14 protein-coding genes are annotated in these 17,130 nt (G+C 68.9%); 6 read left to right on the top strand and 8 right to left on the bottom strand.

All coding sequences use genetic code 11. The features are described 5' to 3' along the window. The first annotated feature begins 86 nt into the window (after window positions 1-86). Window positions 87-1,958, top strand: a complete 1,872-nt coding sequence (locus AQ610_RS15715; RefSeq protein WP_006024583.1) for an ABCB family ABC transporter ATP-binding protein/permease — start codon at window positions 87-89, stop codon at window positions 1,956-1,958. 82 nt (window positions 1,959-2,040) lie between these two features. Here the strand turns inward: AQ610_RS15715 and murU are convergent, their stop codons facing one another. Together murU and AQ610_RS15705 are read right to left on the bottom strand one after the other, a co-directional pair. Next, entirely contained in the window at window positions 2,041-2,760 is a 720-nt protein-coding gene (murU, locus tag AQ610_RS15710) for an N-acetylmuramate alpha-1-phosphate uridylyltransferase MurU (RefSeq protein ID WP_009911270.1), read from the bottom strand. A gap of 3 nt (window positions 2,761-2,763) precedes the next feature. Further along, window positions 2,764-3,798: an aminoglycoside phosphotransferase family protein gene (locus tag AQ610_RS15705; protein WP_006024585.1), complete on the bottom strand. Its 1,035-nt coding sequence runs from the start codon at window positions 3,796-3,798 to the stop codon at window positions 2,764-2,766. 212 nt (window positions 3,799-4,010) lie between these two features. Here AQ610_RS15705 and AQ610_RS15700 point away from each other — a divergent pair, with 212 nt between their 5' ends. The 4 genes from AQ610_RS15700 (at window position 4,011) to rsmA (ending at window position 9,678) form a co-directional block, all read left to right on the top strand. Then, window positions 4,011-6,371, top strand: coding sequence for an LPS-assembly protein LptD (locus AQ610_RS15700; protein ID WP_006024586.1), 2,361 nt, complete (start codon window positions 4,011-4,013; stop codon window positions 6,369-6,371). A gap of 66 nt (window positions 6,372-6,437) precedes the next feature. Then, complete coding sequence (locus tag AQ610_RS15695) at window positions 6,438-7,784, top strand: peptidylprolyl isomerase (protein ID WP_009911271.1); 1,347 nt, start codon at window positions 6,438-6,440, stop codon at window positions 7,782-7,784. 15 nt (window positions 7,785-7,799) lie between these two features. Continuing rightward, window positions 7,800-8,819, top strand: coding sequence for a 4-hydroxythreonine-4-phosphate dehydrogenase PdxA (pdxA, locus tag AQ610_RS15690; RefSeq protein ID WP_006024588.1), 1,020 nt, complete (start codon window positions 7,800-7,802; stop codon window positions 8,817-8,819). Between the two features lie 31 nt (window positions 8,820-8,850). Further along, on the top strand, window positions 8,851-9,678 hold the full coding sequence (gene rsmA / locus AQ610_RS15685) for a 16S rRNA (adenine(1518)-N(6)/adenine(1519)-N(6))-dimethyltransferase RsmA (protein WP_006024589.1): 828 nt from the start codon (window positions 8,851-8,853) through the stop codon (window positions 9,676-9,678). Between the two features lie 88 nt (window positions 9,679-9,766). Here the strand turns inward: rsmA and AQ610_RS15680 are convergent, their stop codons facing one another. Further along, complete coding sequence (locus AQ610_RS15680; protein WP_006024590.1) at window positions 9,767-10,705, bottom strand: DMT family transporter; 939 nt, start codon at window positions 10,703-10,705, stop codon at window positions 9,767-9,769. A gap of 316 nt (window positions 10,706-11,021) precedes the next feature. Between AQ610_RS15680 and gloA the strand changes: the two genes are divergently transcribed. Further along, on the top strand, window positions 11,022-11,411 hold the full coding sequence (gene gloA, locus AQ610_RS15675; protein WP_009911274.1) for a lactoylglutathione lyase: 390 nt from the start codon (window positions 11,022-11,024) through the stop codon (window positions 11,409-11,411). An 85-nt stretch (window positions 11,412-11,496) separates the two neighbouring features. Here gloA and AQ610_RS15670 read toward each other — a convergent pair whose 3' ends face one another. From AQ610_RS15670 to glyQ, 5 genes are read right to left on the bottom strand one after another with little or no spacing between them, the layout of a single operon-like run. Beyond that, window positions 11,497-12,384 carry a M48 family metallopeptidase gene (locus tag AQ610_RS15670; RefSeq protein ID WP_043282012.1) on the bottom strand — a complete coding sequence of 296 codons (888 nt, stop codon included), beginning with the start codon at window positions 12,382-12,384 and terminating at the stop codon, window positions 11,497-11,499. A gap of 47 nt (window positions 12,385-12,431) precedes the next feature. Then, complete coding sequence (locus AQ610_RS15665; RefSeq protein WP_006024593.1) at window positions 12,432-13,211, bottom strand: lysophospholipid acyltransferase family protein; 780 nt, start codon at window positions 13,209-13,211, stop codon at window positions 12,432-12,434. A gap of 42 nt (window positions 13,212-13,253) precedes the next feature. Next, entirely contained in the window at window positions 13,254-13,817 is a 564-nt protein-coding gene (gene gmhB / locus AQ610_RS15660) for a D-glycero-beta-D-manno-heptose 1,7-bisphosphate 7-phosphatase (RefSeq protein ID WP_006024594.1), read from the bottom strand. A gap of 17 nt (window positions 13,818-13,834) precedes the next feature. Then, on the bottom strand, window positions 13,835-15,934 hold the full coding sequence (gene glyS, locus AQ610_RS15655; protein ID WP_006024595.1) for a glycine--tRNA ligase subunit beta: 2,100 nt from the start codon (window positions 15,932-15,934) through the stop codon (window positions 13,835-13,837). A 16-nt stretch (window positions 15,935-15,950) separates the two neighbouring features. Continuing rightward, window positions 15,951-16,958 carry a glycine--tRNA ligase subunit alpha gene (gene glyQ / locus AQ610_RS15650; protein WP_006024596.1) on the bottom strand — a complete coding sequence of 336 codons (1,008 nt, stop codon included), beginning with the start codon at window positions 16,956-16,958 and terminating at the stop codon, window positions 15,951-15,953. Between the last annotated feature and the right edge of the window lie 172 nt (window positions 16,959-17,130).

Below are 17,130 nucleotides of genomic sequence, written 5' to 3'. Positions count from 1 at the left end.
GTAGCGTGATGCGCGCCGCATCGACGGCCGGCCAGGAAAGCCCGACACGCCCACTTTCACCGACGAAGCGAACCCACGAACTCCCCATGCGCCGCTATCCCGCTTCCTCCGAGCCCGCGCCCGCCGCGACCGGGCCGCGCAACGACTGGCAGACGATCCGCTCGCTGCTGCCGTACCTGAGCGCCTACAAATGGCGCGTCGCGTTCGCGCTTTCGTGCCTGATCGGCGCGAAGGTCGCGAATCTCGGCGTGCCCGTCGTGATGAAGCGGATCGTCGACAGCCTCGCGGCCGTCCAGCATCTGACCGCGCTCGGCCGCGCCGAGCAGTCGGCGACCGTCGTGCTCGCGGGCGGCGTCGGGCTCCTCGTGATCGCCTATGCGCTCGTGCGGCTGTCGACGTCGCTCTTCACCGAGCTGCGCGAGATCCTGTTCTCGAAGGTGACGGAAAGCGCGGTGCGGCGGCTCGCGCTGCAGGTGTTCCGGCATCTGCACGGCCTGTCGCTGCGCTTTCATCTCGAGCGGCAGACGGGCGGCATGTCGCGCGACATCGAGCGCGGCACGCGCGGCATCCAGCAACTGATCTCGTATTCGCTGTACAGCATCCTGCCGACGCTCGTCGAAGTGGGGCTCGTGCTCGGCTTCTTCGTCGTCAAGTACGAGGCGTATTACGCATATGTGACGTTCGCCGCGCTCGTCGCTTACATCGCATTCACCGTGAAGGTGACCGAGTGGCGCACGCATTTCCGCCGCACGATGAACGAGCTCGATTCGCGGGCGAACTCGCGCGCGATCGATTCGCTGATCAACTACGAGACCGTCAAGTACTTCGGCAACGAGGAATGGGAGACGCAGCGCTACGACGAAAACCTGAAGCGCTACCGGAAGGCGGCGATCCGCTCGCAGAATTCGCTGTCGTTCCTGAACTTCGGCCAGCAGGCGATCATCGGCACGGGGCTCGTGTTCATCCTGTGGCGCGCGACGCAGGGCGTGCTCGCGGGCAGGCTCACGCTCGGCGATCTCGTGCTCATCAACACGTTCATGCTGCAACTGTACATTCCGCTCAACTTCCTCGGCGTCGTCTATCGGGAGCTGAAGCAGAGCCTGACCGACATGGACCGGATGTTCGGGCTGCTGTCGGCCGCGCGCGAAGTCGACGACGCGCCCGGCGCAAGCGCGCTGAAGGTGAGCGGCGCGCGAGTGCGTTTCGAGCGGGTCGATTTCAGCTACGAGCCGTCGCGGCAGATCCTGCGCGGCGTCGACTTCACGATCGAGGCGGGCTCGACGACCGCGGTCGTCGGCCACAGCGGCTCGGGCAAGTCGACGCTGTCGCGCCTGCTGTTCCGCTTCTACGATCTCGATCGCGCGACGGGCGGCGCGATCACGATCGACGGCCAGGACATTCGCGACGTGAAGCAGGATTCGCTGCGGGCGTCGATCGGCATCGTGCCGCAGGACACCGTGCTCTTCAACGACACGATCTACTACAACATCGCGTACGGCCGGCCGTCGGCGACGCGCGACGAGGTGATCGCGGCCGCGCGCGCCGCGCACATCCACTCGTTCGTCGAGAGTCTGCCGAAGGGCTATGACACGCCCGTCGGCGAGCGCGGGCTCAAGCTGTCGGGCGGCGAGAAGCAGCGCGTCGCGATCGCGCGGACGATCCTGAAGAATCCGCCGATCCTCGTGTTCGACGAGGCGACGTCGGCGCTCGATTCGCGTTCCGAGCGCGCGATTCAGCACGAGCTCGACCAGATCGCGCGGCACCGGACGACGCTCGTGATCGCGCACCGCTTGTCGACCGTCGTGCATGCGGACCAGATCATCGTGATGGACCACGGGCGCATCGTCGAGCGCGGCACGCACGCGGAGCTGCTGCGCGCGGACGGCCTCTACGCGCAGATGTGGGCGTTGCAGCAGCAGCGCGCGGCGGCCGACGGCGCGGCGGCGGAAGAGGTTTGACGAAGCGGGGCGGGACGGGCGACGACGCCGCGCGTTTCGGCGAGCCGGTCGATCCGGCAGCGAAGCGACCGGGCCGGCGCTCTCAGCGGGCTGCCTTCAACGCCGCATCGAGCTCGCCCAGTTGCGCGGCCGTGCCGACGTTCTCCCACGCTCCGGTGTGGAGCTCGCCCGTCGCGCGGCGCGCGGCGATCGTCTCGCGGTAATAGGGGGCGAGCGCGCGGCGCGTGCCGGCGGGCAGATCGCGGAACATCCGCGTGTCGTACAGCGCGATGCTGCCGAACGTGACGCGCGCGGCGCCGTCGAGCGACAGCCGGCCGCTGCCGTCGAGCGCGAAATCGCCCGCCGGATGGAACGGCGGGTTCGGCACCATCACGAGATGCATGCCGGGCTCGGATGCCGAGGCGAGCGCGGCTGCAGGCTCCCGCAGCGCCGCGTAATCGAAGTCCGCATAGATATCGCCCGCGACGCCGACGAACACCTTCGGCCCGCCGCCGCCCTCGATGAGCGGCAGCGCCTGCGCGATCCCGCCCGCGGTCTCGAGCGCCTCGCGCTCGGCGGAATACAGGAGCCGCACGCCCCAGCGCGAGCCGTCGCCGAGCGCGGCCTCGATCTGCGCGCCGAGCCACGCATGGTTGACGACGATCGTGCGAATGCCCGCCGCGGCGAGCCGCTCGATCTGCCAGACGATCAGCGGCTTGCCGCCCGCGACGAGAAGCGGCTTCGGCGTCGTGTCGGTAAGCGGGCGCATCCGTTCGCCGCGCCCGGCGGCGAAGATCATCGCCGTATCGAGTGTGTGCGTCATCGTTCAGAACGTGTAGCCGACGTCGGCCGTCTTGCCTTCGAGATCGTCGAGGAGCCTCGCGAACGGCGCGAGCGGCCGGTAGCGCAGCGCGACGCGCTGCGCGTAGCCGAGAAAGCGCGGCAGATCGGCGAGATAGTGCGGCTTGTGATCGCGGTAATTGATGCGCGCGAACAGGCCGAGCACCTTGATGTGGCGCTGCAGGCCCATCCATTCGAGCTGCCGGTAGAACTCGCCGAAATCCGGCTCGACGGGCAGCCCCGCCTTCTTCGCTCTTTCCCAGTAGTACGCGAAGCAGTCGAGCTCGAACGCTTCGTCCCAACTGATGAACGCGTCGCGCATGAGCGACACCACGTCGTACGTGAGCGGCCCGTAGACGGCGTCCTGGAAGTCGAGCACACCCGGGTTCGGCTCCGCGATCATCAGGTTGCGAGGCATGAAGTCGCGCAGCATGTAGCCCTGCGGCTGCGCCTTCGCGCTCGCGATCAGCAGCGCGAACGTGCGCTCGAGCACGCCGCGCGCGTCGTCGGACAGCGTCTTGTCGAGATGCCGGCCGACGTACCATTCGGGCATCAGCTCCATCTCGCGGCGCAGGAACGCTTCGTCGAACGGCGGCAGCACGCCCTCGCGCGACGCGCGCTGCCAGCGGATCAGCGCGTCGAGCGCGTCGCGCATCAGCGGCCGCGCGGCGGCGGGCGCCGCCGGGTCGAGTGCCGAGATGTACGAGCGCGTGCCGAGATCGGTGACGAGCATGAAGCCCGCATCGAAGTCGTGCTCGAGCACCTTCGGCACGTGGACGCCGGCCGCGTCGAGCAGTTGCGCGATCTGCGCGAACTCGCGGCATTTCTCGGGCGGCGGCGCGTCGACGGCGATCGCCGTGCCGCCCGGCGCGGCCGCGCTCGCGACGCGGAAATAGCGGCGGAAGCTCGCGTCGGCGGACGCCGGGGCGAGCGACGCGAGGTCGAGCGCGTAGCGGTCGGCGAAAGTGGCGAGCCAGGCGGCGAGGCGGGCGAGACGGGGATCGGCTGGGGGCTGCGTCATTGAAAGTCGGGGAGGGGGAACGTCTTGCCATATAATACCCCACGACTTTTTTGACGCGTCCCGTGTCAATTCCCGCCGGCGCGGGCCCGCAGCCCGTCACGCCGTCCGTTTGCCCGTTTCCCCCGGTATGCGCGAAGCCGCAGTCACGGTTCGATTGCGCGGGCGCGGCATGCGGAGGCCGGGCTTGACAGGGGCGATTCGCCGAACGATAGATGCCGCCTAAAACGTTATTCCCGCTCGTCCCAGCTTGCGATGCCGCGCCGCGCAAAAAACGGCTCGCGGTCGCGCTTTTGGCCGTACCGGGCCTCGTGCCGGCGGTGTCGCAGGCCCAGTTGTCGGGCGCCGCGGCCGAGCCGCAGACGTTCGGCTCGCCGTGGGACCTGCGCCTCGCGCCGCAGCTCGACGAGCATCCGCAAAAACAGGGCGGCAAGCCCGCGACGTTCGTGCTCGCCGATCACACGGGCGGCACCGCCGACCAGGATCTCGCCGCGAAGGGTTCGGCCGAGATCCGCCGCGGCAACGCGGTCGTCAAGGCGGATGCGATCCACTACGATCAGGACACCGACATGGCCGACGCGTACGGCAAGGTCACGGTGGCCAACGGCGGCACGACGTTCTCGGGGCCCGAGGCGCATCTGAAGGTCGAGGCGAACCAGGGCTTCATGACGACGCCGAAGTACCATTTCACGGCGACGGGCGGCTCGGGCAGCGCCGAGCGCGTGCAGCTCCTCGACAGCGAGCGCTCGGTGTTCACCAACGGCACGTACACGGGCTGCCAGTGCGCGACGAATCCGGCGTGGTACATCAAGGGCAGCGAGTTCGATTTCGATACGGGCGCGGACGAGGGCGTCGCGCGCAACGGCGTGCTGTTCTTCCAGGGCGTGCCGCTCTTCGGCAGCCCGTGGCTCACGTTTCCGCTGTCGGGCGAGCGGCGCAGCGGCTTCCTGCCGCCGACGTTCTCGCTCGATTCGTCGAGCGGCTTCGAGCTCGCGCTGCCGTACTACTTCAACATCGCGCCGAACCGCGACCTGACGATCACGCCGCACGTCATCTCGAAGCGCGGGATCTTCACGCAGGCGACGTTCCGCTACCTGTCGACGAATTACTCGGGCACGCTGACGGGCGAATACCTGCCCGACGACCGTGTCGCGAAGCGCAACCGCTACGCGATCTACTGGCAGCACCAGCAGAATTTCGGCAACGGCTTCGCCGGCTACATCTACTACAACAAGGTCTCGGACAACACGTATCCGGAGGATCTGGGCTCGACGAACCAGTTCCTGAACGGGATCCAGACCGTCTACCAGCAGGAAGCCGGCCTCACGTACAACAACGGGCCGTGGTCGGTGCTCGGGCGCTACCAGCACTGGCAGACGCTCGCGCCGTCGATCGCGCCGTACGGGCGCGAGCCGCAGTTGAACGTGAAGTACACGAAATACAACGTCGGCGGCTTCGACTTCGGCGCGGAAGCCGACTATTCGCGCTTCCGGATCACGACGGCCGACCAGCCGGAAGGCGACCGCGTGATGTTCAACCCGTACGTGTCGTACGGGCTGTACGGTCCCGGCTACTTCTTCGTGCCGAAGGCGCAGTTGCACATCGCGTCGTACGACCTGACGACGACGACGGGCGGCGTGCCCGATCAGGCGAAGCGCTTCACGTACTCGATCCCGACGCTCAGTCTCGACACCGGGCTCGTGTTCGACCGCTCGGTGCGCCTGTTCGGCCAGGATTTCATCCAGACGCTGGAGCCGCGCCTGTACTACGTGTACACGCCGTACCGGAACCAGTCGAACGCGCCGCTCTTCGACACGGCCGTGTCGGACTTCGGGCTCGCGGAGATCTTCACGCCGAACACGTTCGTCGGCAACGACCGGATCGCCGACGCGAACCGCCTGACGGCCGCGCTCACGACCCGCTTCATCAATCCGACGACGGGCGACGAGCGCGCGCGCTTCGTGATCGCGCAGCAGTACTACTTCACCGATCAGCGCGTGACGCTTCTGCCGACCGAGGCGCCCGCGACCGCGCGGCACTCGGACCTGATCCTCGGCGCGTCGGTCAAGCTCGGCGCGGGCTTCGCGTCGGAGACGGCGTTCCAGTACAACGTCGACAACAACCAGCTCGTGAAGTCGAGCGTCGGCTTCGGCTACAGCCCGGGCGAGCGGCGCGTGATCAACGTCGGCTACCGCTACACGCGGCAGAATCCGACGCTCAGCAACGAGCCGATCAACCAGATCCTCGTGTCCGCGCAGTGGCCGCTCACGCGGCGGCTCTACACGGTGGGCCGCTTCAACTACGATCTCGCGAGCAGCCGGGTTGTCGACGGTCTCGTCGGCTTCCAGTACGATGCCGACTGCTGGGCGTTCGGCGTCGGCATCCAGCGCTACGCGAACGGCGTGAACTCGTCGGGGCAGCAGCATTCGTCGACCCGCGTGCTCGCGCAACTCGTGCTCAAGGGGCTGACGAGCATCGACAACGGCCTCGTGTCGGCGTTCCGCGCCGGCGTGCAGGGCTACACGCCGCTGCCGCCCGCGCCTGCGCCGCTGTCGCGCTTCAGCAATTACGATTAACCGCCGACGAGGCGTTCGCGGCGAGCGGCGTTTGCGCAGCCCGCTTTCAATGGAGTACCTGTGGCAATGAAGAAAACCCTTCGCTTCGCGGCTGTCGCATCCGGTCTGGTCGCGTCGCTCATCACGGTCGCGCCGCCGGCGTCCGCGCAGGCGCTGCGCGCGCAGGGCGCGTCGCTCGCCGACGAGGTGGTCGCCGTCGTCAACAACGACGTGATCACCGGGCGCGAGCTCGATCAGCGCGTGGGCCTGATCGCGCGCCGCCTGCAGCAGCAGAAGGCGCCCGTGCCGCCGACGGACCAGTTGCGCGCGCAGGTGCTGAACCAGATGGTGCTCGAGCGCATCCAGGTCCAGCGGGCGAAGGACGACGGCATCGTCGTCGACAACGCGACCGTGCAGGCGACGCTCGGCCGTCTCGCGCAGGCGAACGGCATGCCGCTCGACCAGTACAAGGCGCGCATCGAGGCGCAGGGCGTGCCGTGGGACCTGTTCGTGCGCGACGCGCGCACCGAGCTGATGCTCTCGAAGCTGCGCGAGAAGGAGGTCGACAGCAAGATCACCGTGTCGGACGCCGAGGTCGCGAGCTACATCGCGAGCCAGCGCGGCCCGAACGCGGGCTCGCAGCAGGATCTGCGGCTCGAGCACATCTTCGTGAAGGCGCCGACCAACGCGCCGCAGGCCGACATCGACGCCGCGCAGAAGAAGGCTGACGGCCTGCTGCAGCAGGCGCTCGCGTCGGGCGCCAATTTCGAGCGGCTCGCGAAGAGCCAGTCGGAAGCCGACGATGCGAAGAAGGGCGGCGATCTCGGCTTCAAGTCGCCGTCGTCGCTGCCGTCCGACGTCGTCGACGCCGTGTCGAAGCTGCGTCCCGGCGAGGTCAACCCGGCGCTCATCCGCGTGCCGGACGGCTTCGAGATCGTGCGCCTCGTCGAGCGCCGCGCGAGCCAGAATCCGGCCGCGTCGCCGAAGATCGTGCAGACGCACGTGCGCCACATCCTGCTGCGCGTCGGCGAAGGCAAGTCGGAATCGCAGGCGCGCCAGCAACTGATCGACATCCGCCGGCAGATCGAGGCGGGCGGCGATTTCGAGAAATTCGCGCGCACCTACTCGCAGGACGGCTCGGCGTCGCAGGGCGGCGATCTCGGCTGGATCAGCCCGGGCGAGACGGTGCCCGAATTCGAGCGCGCGATGAACACGCTGCAGGACGGCCAGGTCAGCAACCCGGTGCGCACCGAGTACGGCTACCACCTGATCCAGGTGCTCGGCCGCCGCGACGCGGAGGGCTCGGTGCAGCAGCAGATGGACATCGCGCGCCAGGCGATCGGCCAGCGCAAGGCCGAGCAGGCGTATTCCGACTGGCTGCGCGAGCTGCGCGACTCGTCGTACGTGCAGATCAAGCTGCCCGTCGTCCAGTAGGCACATAGGCGCATCATGTCCGCCCGTCCGCAGCCGCTGCGCATTGCGATCACGACCGGCGAGCCGGCCGGCGTCGGCCCCGAGCTGACGGCCCGCGCGCTCGCCGACGCGGCGGCGCGCTGGCCGGATGCGCACTTCACGGTGCTCGGCGACGCGAGCCTGATCGCCGAGCGCGCGGCGGCGGCGGGCGTCGACTGGGCGCGCGTGACGGCGGGCGGCGCGAACGCGCACGTCGCGAACGCGCATGTCGCCGTCGCGCATCGCGCGCTTGCCGCGCCCGCCGAAGCGGGCAAGCTGAATCCGGCGAACGGGCGCTATGTGCTCGATCTGCTCGATGCGGCGATCGACGGCGCGCTCGCCGGCGAATACGACGCGATCGTCACCGCGCCGCTGCAAAAGAGCACGATCAACGATGCCGGCGTGCCATTTACCGGCCACACCGAATATCTCGCCGAGCGCACGCACACGCCGCGCGTCGTGATGATGCTCGCGGGCACGGGCGAGCGGCCGCTGCGCGTCGCGCTCGCGACGACGCACCTGCCGCTCAAGGACGTGCCGGCCGCGCTGACGATCGACGGCCTCGTCGACACGCTCTCGATCGTCGATCGCGACCTGCGCCGCAGCTTCGGCCTCGCCGCGCCGCGCATCCTCGTGACGGGCCTCAATCCGCATGCGGGCGAGAACGGCTATCTCGGCCGCGAGGAAATCGACGTGATCGGGCCTGCGCTCGAACGCGCGCGGGCGGCGGGCATCGACGCGCGCGGCCCGTATCCGGCCGACACGCTGTTCCAGCCGCGCCACCTCGAGCACGCGGATTGCGTGCTCGCGATGTTCCACGATCAGGGGCTGCCGGTTCTCAAGTACGCGACGTTCGGCGAGGGCATCAACGTCACGCTCGGCCTGCCGATCATCCGCACGTCGGTCGATCACGGCACGGCGCTCGATCTCGCCGGCACGGGCCGCGCCGATCCGGGCAGCCTTGTCGCGGCCATCGACACCGCGGTGACGATGGCGCGCCATCGGCGCGCGGCCTGAGTTTTCGCGTCATCCGTTTTTCTATCTTTCGATGTCGAACAGCAGACAGCACCAAGGGCATTTCGCGCGCAAGCGCTTCGGGCAGAACTTTCTCGTCGATCACGGCGTGATCGACGCGATCGTCGCGGCGATTCGTCCCGAACGCGGCGAGCGGATGGTCGAGATCGGGCCGGGCCTCGGCGCGCTCACGGGGCCCGTGATCGCGCGGCTCGCGACGCCCGATTCGCCGCTGCATGCGGTCGAGCTCGACCGCGATCTGATCGGCCGCCTCAAGGCGCGCTTCGGCGAGCTGCTCGAGCTGCACGCGGGCGATGCGCTCGCATTCGATTTCGGCTCGCTCGCGCGGCCGGGCGACCAGCCGTCCCTGCGGATCATCGGCAACCTGCCGTACAACATTTCCAGCCCGCTGCTGTTCCATCTGATGGCGTTTGCGCCCGTCGTGATCGACCAGCACTTCATGCTGCAGAACGAGGTCGTCGAGCGGATGGTCGCCGAGCCGGGCACGAAGGCGTTCAGCCGGCTGTCGGTGATGCTCCAGTACCGCTACGCGATGGACAAGCTGATCGACGTGCCGCCCGAATCGTTCCAGCCGCCGCCGAAGGTCGATTCGGCGATCGTGCGGATGATCCCGCATGCGCCGCACGAGCTGCCGGCCGTCGATCCGTCGGTGCTCGGCGAAGTCGTGACGGCCGCGTTCTCGCAGCGCCGCAAGATGCTGCGCAACACGCTTGGCGGCTATCGCGATCTCGTCGATTTCGATGCGCTCGGCTTCGATCTCGCGCGCCGCGCGGAAGACGTCGGGGTCGACGAGTACGTGCGCGTCGCGCAGGCGGCGGGCGCGGCGCGGGCGGGCCGCTGAAAGCGATGGGCCGCCGGGCGGGCGACGCGTCGCGGGATCGCTCGTCCGGCGTCGGCGATCGCGCCGCCGTTTCCCGCTTCGCCTATGCCTATTTGCGACCGCCGCGCGGCGGCGCGTTGACGAGCGCGATGCCCGCGAGCACGAGCGCCGCCGCCGCGACGAAGCGCGGGCCGATCGCGTCGCCGAGCAGCAGCACGCCGAAGCTCACGCCGAAGAGCGGTGCGAGAAACGTGAACACGGAGAGCCGCGCCGCGCTGTAGCGCGTGAGCAGCCAATACCACGCGAGATAGCTCGCGAACGCGACGATCACGCCCTGATACGCAAGGCTCGCGACGGCGAGCGGCGTCACGTTCGCGAACGTCGTCTGGCGGGTGACGACGGCGAGCCCGAGCAATACCGCCGACGACACGGTCAACTGATAGAACAGCGTCTTGCTCGCGCTCGCGCGCGCGAGCGGCGTCGAGCGCACGACGACCGTCGTCGCCGCCCACATCACGCCGCCTAGTACGCCGAGCGCGTCGCCCGCGAGTCCGGCGAGCGCCGATGCGCCGCCGGCGGCCGGCCGCGCGAAGCCGTCGGCGAACGCGACCGCGATGCCCGCGAACGCGATCGCGACGCCCGACCATTGCAGGCGGCGCATCTTCTCGCCTGGCGCGAACAGGTGAAGGCCGAGCGCGGTGAAGCACGGCGCGGTGTACAGAAAGATCGCCATGCGCGCGGCGCTCGTCAGCGTGAGACCGAAGAACAGGCAGACGAATTCGCCCGCGAACAGCGTGCCCGCGACGATGCCGGCCGCGAACGTGCCGTCCGCGCGAAAGAGCGACGTGCCGCGCGCGCTCGCCCACGCCCATACGCCGAGCGCCGCGATCGCGGAGCGCAGTCCGGCCTGGAGCATCGGCGGGATCGCGTGGGTCGCGCTCTTGATCGCGACTTGCTGAAAGCCCCAGATCGCGCACAGCAGGACCATCACGCCGATCGCGCGCAGATCGAGCGACGGACGCGCCGGCGCGCCGGCGACGGCGCTCATCGGGCGCTCCTGAAGGCGGCGCGAGCCGCGGACGTGCCGGCGGCCGGGCGCCCGGTGGGCAGGCTCGGTTTCAGGAAGACCAGGAAGCGGGTTCGCACGGTTTGCAAGCCGACGGACTCGGCTGTTGGAAAGAGTGGTGGAAAGAGCGGTTCGATTCGCCGCGCGCTGCCGGGCTGCCCGACGCGACGATCTTAACCGATCGACATGCGCGCCGCGCATCGTCCCTGCCGCGCGGATGGGCGATGCGGCGCCCGGCGGAAATCGCGCGGGTCTGGTACATTCGCACGTTCAAGCAAGTCCCCACGGAGTACCCATCATGCGTTTGCTTCACACGATGCTGCGAGTCGGCGATCTCGACCGCTCGATCAAGTTCTACACCGAGCTGCTCGGCATGAAATTGCTGCGCCGCCAAGACTATCCGGACGGGAAATTCACGCTCGCGTTCGTCGGCTACGGCGACGAGCGGGACCACACGGTCATCGAGCTCACCCACAACTGGGACACGAAATCGTACGAGCTCGGCACGGGCTTCGGCCATCTCGCGCTCGAGGTCGAAGACGCGTACAAGGCGTGCGAGCAGATCAAGGCGCAAGGCGGCAAGGTCACGCGCGAAGCCGGCCCGATGAAGCACGGCACGACGGTGATCGCGTTCGTCGAAGATCCGGACGGCTACAAGATCGAGTTCATCCAGCGCAAGGCTCACTGAGCGCTGTTTCGCCGCGCGGGGCGCCGCGGCGCCCCGCGCCGGCCTGCGTTTGGGCGCGCGATGCGCTCATGCATGCGCGCGCCGCTCAGAGCGCCGGCAGCAGCTCCGGCGGATGGTGCTTCAGCGTGTGCCGCGCTTCGCGGAATTCCGGGAAGATCGATTCGACCGTCTGCCAGAACGCCGGGCTATGGTTCATCTCGCGCAGATGCGACAGCTCGTGCGCGACGACGTAGTCGACGATCGACATCGGGAAGTGGATGAGCCGCCAGTTCAGGCGGATCTTGCCGTCGCTCGAGCAACTGCCCCAGCGCGTCGCGGCCGACGACAGCGCATACATCGAATACGTGACGCCGAGCTTCTGCGCATACACGGCGAGCTGCTCGCCGAAGATCCGCTTGGCCTCGCCCTGCAGCCAGCCCTGCACGCGGTCCTTGATCTGCTGCTCGCTCGCGTGCGCGGGCAGCCCGAGCTCCAGCGTCGCGGCAACCGGATCGAAGCTGAGCGCGCCCTTCGCCGACGCGAGCACGATGCTGACGGGCCTGCCGAGATACGGAATCTGCGCGCCTTCCTTCCAGTCGATCTGCGGCAGCGCGCGCTGCTCGGCGCGCGTCTGCCATTCGGCGAGCTTGTTGAAGATCCAGCGGCGCTTCTCGGCGATCGCCGCTTCGATGTCGGCGAGCGTCACCCAGCGCGGCGCGGTGATCGTGAGACCGTTGCCGTCGATCGCGAAGCCGATCGTGCGGCGCGCGGAGCGCTTCAGCTTGTATTCGAGCACGCGGCCGTCGAGCGCGAGCGTGCGGCGGCGGGAGCGGTCGGCCTCGGGCGGCGTCGCGGGCGGGACGGGCGAGGCGGGCGGCGCGGCGGAAGGGGAAGCGGGGGGCGGCGCGGCGGCCGGCCCGTCGAAGAGCGGCAGGTCGAGCTGGCGGTGATCGAGAGCCACGACGGCCGGCCGTGGCCTGGGACGCTTCGGCATCAGTTCGCTTCGTTTGGCAGTGCGCAATGGGTGAAACTCGCTTGACTTCAGGGATGCGCGGCGTCGGACGCGCGCTCGGCGCCGCGTGCGCCGTCGCGCTCGTGCCGGTACGCGTCCGGATCGATGCGGCGCATTTCCGCTTCGATCCAGTTCTCGACGCGATCGTTCAATTGGTCGGGGGTGAGGCCCTGCGTGTCGATCGGCTTGCCGATCGACACCGTGACGGTGCCGGGGTACTTCGTGAACGAGTTGCGCGGCCACACGCGCCCCGCGTTGTGCGCGATCGGCACGACGGGCGCGCCCGCGCCGAGCGCGAAGCGCGCGCCGCCCGTCTTGTACTTGCCCTGGCTGCCGACCGGCGTGCGCGTGCCTTCGGGGAACATGATGACCCACGCGCCGTCCGCCATCCGCTTGCGGCCCTGGCGGATCACCGAGTCGAACGCGTTCTTGCCGTCCTTGCGGTTGATGTGGACCATGTGCAGCATCCCGAGCGCCCAGCCGAAGAACGGCACGTACAGCAGCTCGCGCTTGAACACGTAGCAGAGCGGCTTCGGCATCAGCGCGGGCAGCGCGATCGTTTCCCACGCGGACTGATGCTTCGGCAGCAGCACGGCCGGGCCGTCGGGCAGGTTCTCGTAGCCTTCGACGCGGTACCGGATGCCGGTGAGCCAGCGCGCGGCGAAGAGCGTCGACCTGCACCAGCCGACCGCCATCCAGTAGCGCGCGTTCGGGCGCAGGAACGGGAACGCGATGAAGCACGCGGTTGCGTACGGCACCGTATAGACGATGAAATAGACGAGCAGCAGCAGGGAGCGGACGAAGCGCATCGGCGTGACGTTACGGTGAGGGAGGATGCGCGCGGGCCCGCATCACTCGTGTTCTTCGGAAAGGAAATCGAGCGCGAACGCGCGCAGGTCGTCGTGCACGCGCGTGCCTTCCGGCAGCCCGCCCGCGGCGAGCGTCTTCTTGCCCTTGCCCGTCAGCACGAGATGCGGCCGAAAGCCGAGCGCCGCGCCCGCCTGCAGGTCGCGCAGCGAATCGCCTACGACCGGCGTATCCGCCGGGTCGATCTCGAAGCGCTCGGCGATCAGCTTCATCATCCCGGGCTTCGGCTTGCGGCAATCGCAATGGTCGTCGGCCGTGTGCGGGCAGAAGAACACCGCGTCGATCCGGCCGCCGACCGCGGCCGCCGCGCGATGCATCTTCAGGTGCATCGCGTTCAGCGTCGCCATGTCGAACAGGCCCCGGCCGATGCCCGACTGGTTCGTCGCGACGACGACGCGGTAGCCCGCGTGATTGAGCCGCGCGATCGCCTCGAGGCTGCCGGGCAGCGCGACCCATTCGTCGGGCGACTTGATGAACGCCTCCGAATCGACGTTGATGACGCCGTCCCGATCGAGGACGACGAGCTTCTTGCTGAGACTGATCGGCATCGCGTGGCTCCGGGCCTTCAGGCGGCGAGCTTCGAGATGTCCGCGACGCAGTTCATCTGCTGATGCAGCGCGGACAGGAGCGCGAGCCGGTTCGCGCGCAGCGCGGGGTCCTCGGCGTTGACCATCACGCCGTCGAAGAACGCGTCGACGGGCGCGCGCAGCGCGGCGAGCGCGGACAGGGCGCCCGTGTACGCGCGCGCCTCGAGCTGCGACTGCACGCGCGGCGTCACGTCGGCGAGCTGCTCGGCGAGCGCCTTCTCGGCCGCTTCGACGAAGAGCGCCGGCTGCACCGCGCCGTTCGCGCTGCTTTCCGACTTCTTCAGGATGTTCGAGATCCGCTTGTTCGCGGCCGCGAGCGCTTCGGCCTCCGCGAGGCGCGTGAACTCGCGCACCGCGTCGAGGCGCGCGACGATGTCGTCGAGGCGCGTCGGGTTCAGGCTCAGCACCGCGTCGACTTCGCCCGCCGTGTAGCCGCGCTCGCGCAGCAGGCCGCGCAGGCGGTCGACGAAGAACGCGTAGATCGCGTCGGTCGATTCGGCGACGCCCGGCACCGCCGCGAAGCGCTCGTACGCGGTGCGCAGCAGCCAGACGAGATCGAGCGGCAACTGCTTTTCGAGCAGCAGGCGCAGCACGCCGAGCGCGTGGCGGCGCAGCGCGAACGGGTCCTTCTCGCCCGTCGGCGCGAGGCCGATGCCCCAGATGCCGACGATCGTCTCGAGCTTGTCGGCGAGCGCGACCGCGGTCGACACGGGCGTCGCCGGCAGCGCGTCGCCGGAGAAGCGCGGCCGGTAGTGCTCGCTGCACGCGATCGCGACGTCTTCCGGCTCGCCGTCGTGGCGCGCGTAGTACGTGCCCATCGTGCCTTGCAGCTCGGGGAATTCGCCGACCATGTCGGTCAGCAAGTCGGCCTTCGCGAGGCGGGCCGCGCGGATCGCGACCGTCGCGTCGGCGCCGATCGCGGGCGCGATCTCGCCCGCGAGCGTTTCGAGGCGCTCGACGCGCGCGAGCTGCGAGCCGAGCTTGTTGTGATAGACGACGTTCGCGAGGAGCGGCACGCGCTCGGCGAGCGGCTTCTTCTTGTCCTGCTCGAAGAAGAACTTCGCGTCGGCGAGACGCGGGCGCACGACGCGCTCGTTGCCCTCGATGATCTCGCTCGGCGTCTTCGTCCCGATGTTCGACACGATCAGGAAGCGCGAGCGCAGCTTGCCCGCCGCGTCGGTGAGCGCGAAGTACTTCTGGTTCGTCTGCATCGTGAGGATCAGGCATTCCTGCGGGACCTGCAGGAACTCGTCCTCGAAGCGGCACGGATAGACGACCGGCCACTCGACGAGCGACGTCACTTCGTCGAGGAGCGCCTCGGGCATCACGACCTGGTCGCCGTTCGCGTTCGCTTCGAGCTGCGTGCGGATCGCTTCCTTGCGGCCCGCGAAGTGCGCGAGCACGCGGCCTTTCTCGCGCAGCGTGTCCGCATAGGCGCTCGCGTGCTGGATCGCGACGAGGCCGTCGGACAGGAAGCGGTGGCCGAGCGTCGTGTCGCCCGCGTCGATGCCGAACGCGGTGACGGGCACGATGCGATCGTCGCGCAGCACGGTCAGGCGGTGCACGGGGCGCACGAACTGCACGTCGGTGCCGTCCGGGCGCTGATAGGTCATCACCTTCGGGATCGGCAGCTTCGCGAGCGTTTCGTCGAGCGCGGCCTGCAGGCCGTCGGCGAGCGTCGCGCCGGGCGCCGCGTAATTGACGAAGAACGCTTCGGCCTTGCCGTCGTGCGCGCGCTCGAGATCGGCGATCGACAGGTTCGGGTGGCCGAGCGCCGCGAGCTTCTTCGCGAGCGGCGCGCTCGGCTTGCCCTCGGCGTCGAGCGCGACCGATACCGGCAGGACTTTTTCGCGGACCTGCTTCTCGGGCGCGACGGCGCGCACGTTCTGGACGACGACCGCGAGGCGGCGCGGCGTCGCGTAGCGTTCGAACGCGAGCTCGCCTTCGATCAGGTCGCGTGCGGCGAGGCGCTGCGCGATGCCTTCGGCGAACGCGTCGGAGAGGCGCGCGAGCGCTTTCGGCGGCAGCTCTTCGGTCAGCAGCTCGACGAGCAGGGATGCGGAATGGTTTTGCGTCATGGTGTGAAGAATCTCGTCAGTCCTGATCGATCTTGCGTTCGGCTTTCAGCGGCGGCGCCCACGCGGGCTGCGCGGCCTCCTGCGCGTCGGTGGTCAGGCCCGGCACGCCCGGCACCGGGTTGCCGATCATCGGGAAGCCGAGCTTCTCGCGCGAATCGTAGTACGCCTGCGCGACGAGCCGCGACAGCGCGCGGATGCGGCCGATGTACGCGGCGCGCTCGGTCACGGAGATCGCGCCGCGCGCGTCGAGCAGGTTGAACGTGTGGCCGGCTTTCAGCACGAGCTCGTACGCGGGCAGCGCGAGCTGCGCCTCGATCATCCGCTTCGCTTCGGATTCGTAGCTGTTGAAGAACGTGAACAGCAGTTCGACGTTCGCGTGCTCGAAGTTGTACGTCGACTGCTCGACTTCGTTCTGGTGGTAGACATCGCCGTAGGTGAGGCGCCGCAGCTCGGGGCCGTTCGGGCCCGGCTCTTCCCACTCGGTCCAGATCAGGTCGTAGACGTTCTCGACTTTCTGCAGATACATCGCGAGGCGCTCGAGGCCGTACGTGATCTCGCCGAGCACGGGCTTGCAGTCGAGGCCGCCCACCTGCTGGAAGTACGTGAACTGCGTGACTTCCATCCCGTTCAGCCACACTTCCCAGCCGAGGCCCCACGCGCCGAGCGTCGGGTTCTCCCAGTCGTCCTCGACGAAGCGCACGTCGTTCTGCTTCAGGTCGAAGCCGAGCGCTTCCAGCGAGCCGAGGTACAGGTCGAGGATGTTCTCCGGCGCCGGCTTGAGCACCACCTGATACTGGTAGTAGTGCTGCAGGCGGTTCGGGTTCTCGCCGTAGCGGCCGTCCTTCGGGCGGCGCGACGGCTGCACGTACGCGGCGCGCCACGGCTCGGGACCGATCGCGCGCAGGAACGTGTGCACGTGCGACGTGCCGGCGCCGACTTCCATGTCGATCGGCTGGAGCAGGGCGCAACCCTGCCTGTCCCAATAGGACTGGAGCGTCAGGATGATTTGCTGAAACGTAAGCATGAGAGGCCTTCGTGGCGCCGGGCGCTCCGCTTCGGGCAGACGGCGGGGGCGATGAGCCGCGCCGGCAGCTCGCGCGGCGCGCGGCTTGGGTCTGTGCTGAAACGCGTAATTTTACCGGATCGGCGGGCGGGTGCGGCCGCAACGGGGTGAGGCCGCCTTCATGCGCGTGCGC

Origin of the sequence: Burkholderia humptydooensis (assembly GCF_001513745.1) — a bacterium.
GTDB lineage: Bacteria > Pseudomonadota > Gammaproteobacteria > Burkholderiales > Burkholderiaceae > Burkholderia > Burkholderia humptydooensis.
Note: the sequence above shows the minus strand (reverse complement) of the source record. Positions and strands in the feature narration are given on the sequence as shown.

Bases quoted from the DNA above. Each gene is read 5' to 3' on its own strand.
- AQ610_RS15715 (WP_006024583.1), top strand. From the start codon at position 87: ATGCGCCGCTATCCCGCTTCCTCCGAGCCCGCGCCCGCCGCGACCGGG.
- murU (WP_009911270.1), bottom strand. From the start codon at position 2,760: ATGACGCACACACTCGATACGGCGATGATCTTCGCCGCCGGGCGCGGC.
- AQ610_RS15705 (WP_006024585.1), bottom strand. From the start codon at position 3,798: ATGACGCAGCCCCCAGCCGATCCCCGTCTCGCCCGCCTCGCCGCCTGG.
- AQ610_RS15700 (WP_006024586.1), top strand. From the start codon at position 4,011: ATGCCGCCTAAAACGTTATTCCCGCTCGTCCCAGCTTGCGATGCCGCG.
- AQ610_RS15695 (WP_009911271.1), top strand. From the start codon at position 6,438: ATGAAGAAAACCCTTCGCTTCGCGGCTGTCGCATCCGGTCTGGTCGCG.
- pdxA (WP_006024588.1), top strand. From the start codon at position 7,800: ATGTCCGCCCGTCCGCAGCCGCTGCGCATTGCGATCACGACCGGCGAG.
- rsmA (WP_006024589.1), top strand. From the start codon at position 8,851: ATGTCGAACAGCAGACAGCACCAAGGGCATTTCGCGCGCAAGCGCTTC.
- AQ610_RS15680 (WP_006024590.1), bottom strand. From the start codon at position 10,705: ATGAGCGCCGTCGCCGGCGCGCCGGCGCGTCCGTCGCTCGATCTGCGC.
- gloA (WP_009911274.1), top strand. From the start codon at position 11,022: ATGCGTTTGCTTCACACGATGCTGCGAGTCGGCGATCTCGACCGCTCG.
- AQ610_RS15670 (WP_043282012.1), bottom strand. From the start codon at position 12,384: ATGCCGAAGCGTCCCAGGCCACGGCCGGCCGTCGTGGCTCTCGATCAC.
- AQ610_RS15665 (WP_006024593.1), bottom strand. From the start codon at position 13,211: ATGCGCTTCGTCCGCTCCCTGCTGCTGCTCGTCTATTTCATCGTCTAT.
- gmhB (WP_006024594.1), bottom strand. From the start codon at position 13,817: ATGCCGATCAGTCTCAGCAAGAAGCTCGTCGTCCTCGATCGGGACGGC.
- glyS (WP_006024595.1), bottom strand. From the start codon at position 15,934: ATGACGCAAAACCATTCCGCATCCCTGCTCGTCGAGCTGCTGACCGAA.
- glyQ (WP_006024596.1), bottom strand. From the start codon at position 16,958: ATGCTTACGTTTCAGCAAATCATCCTGACGCTCCAGTCCTATTGGGAC.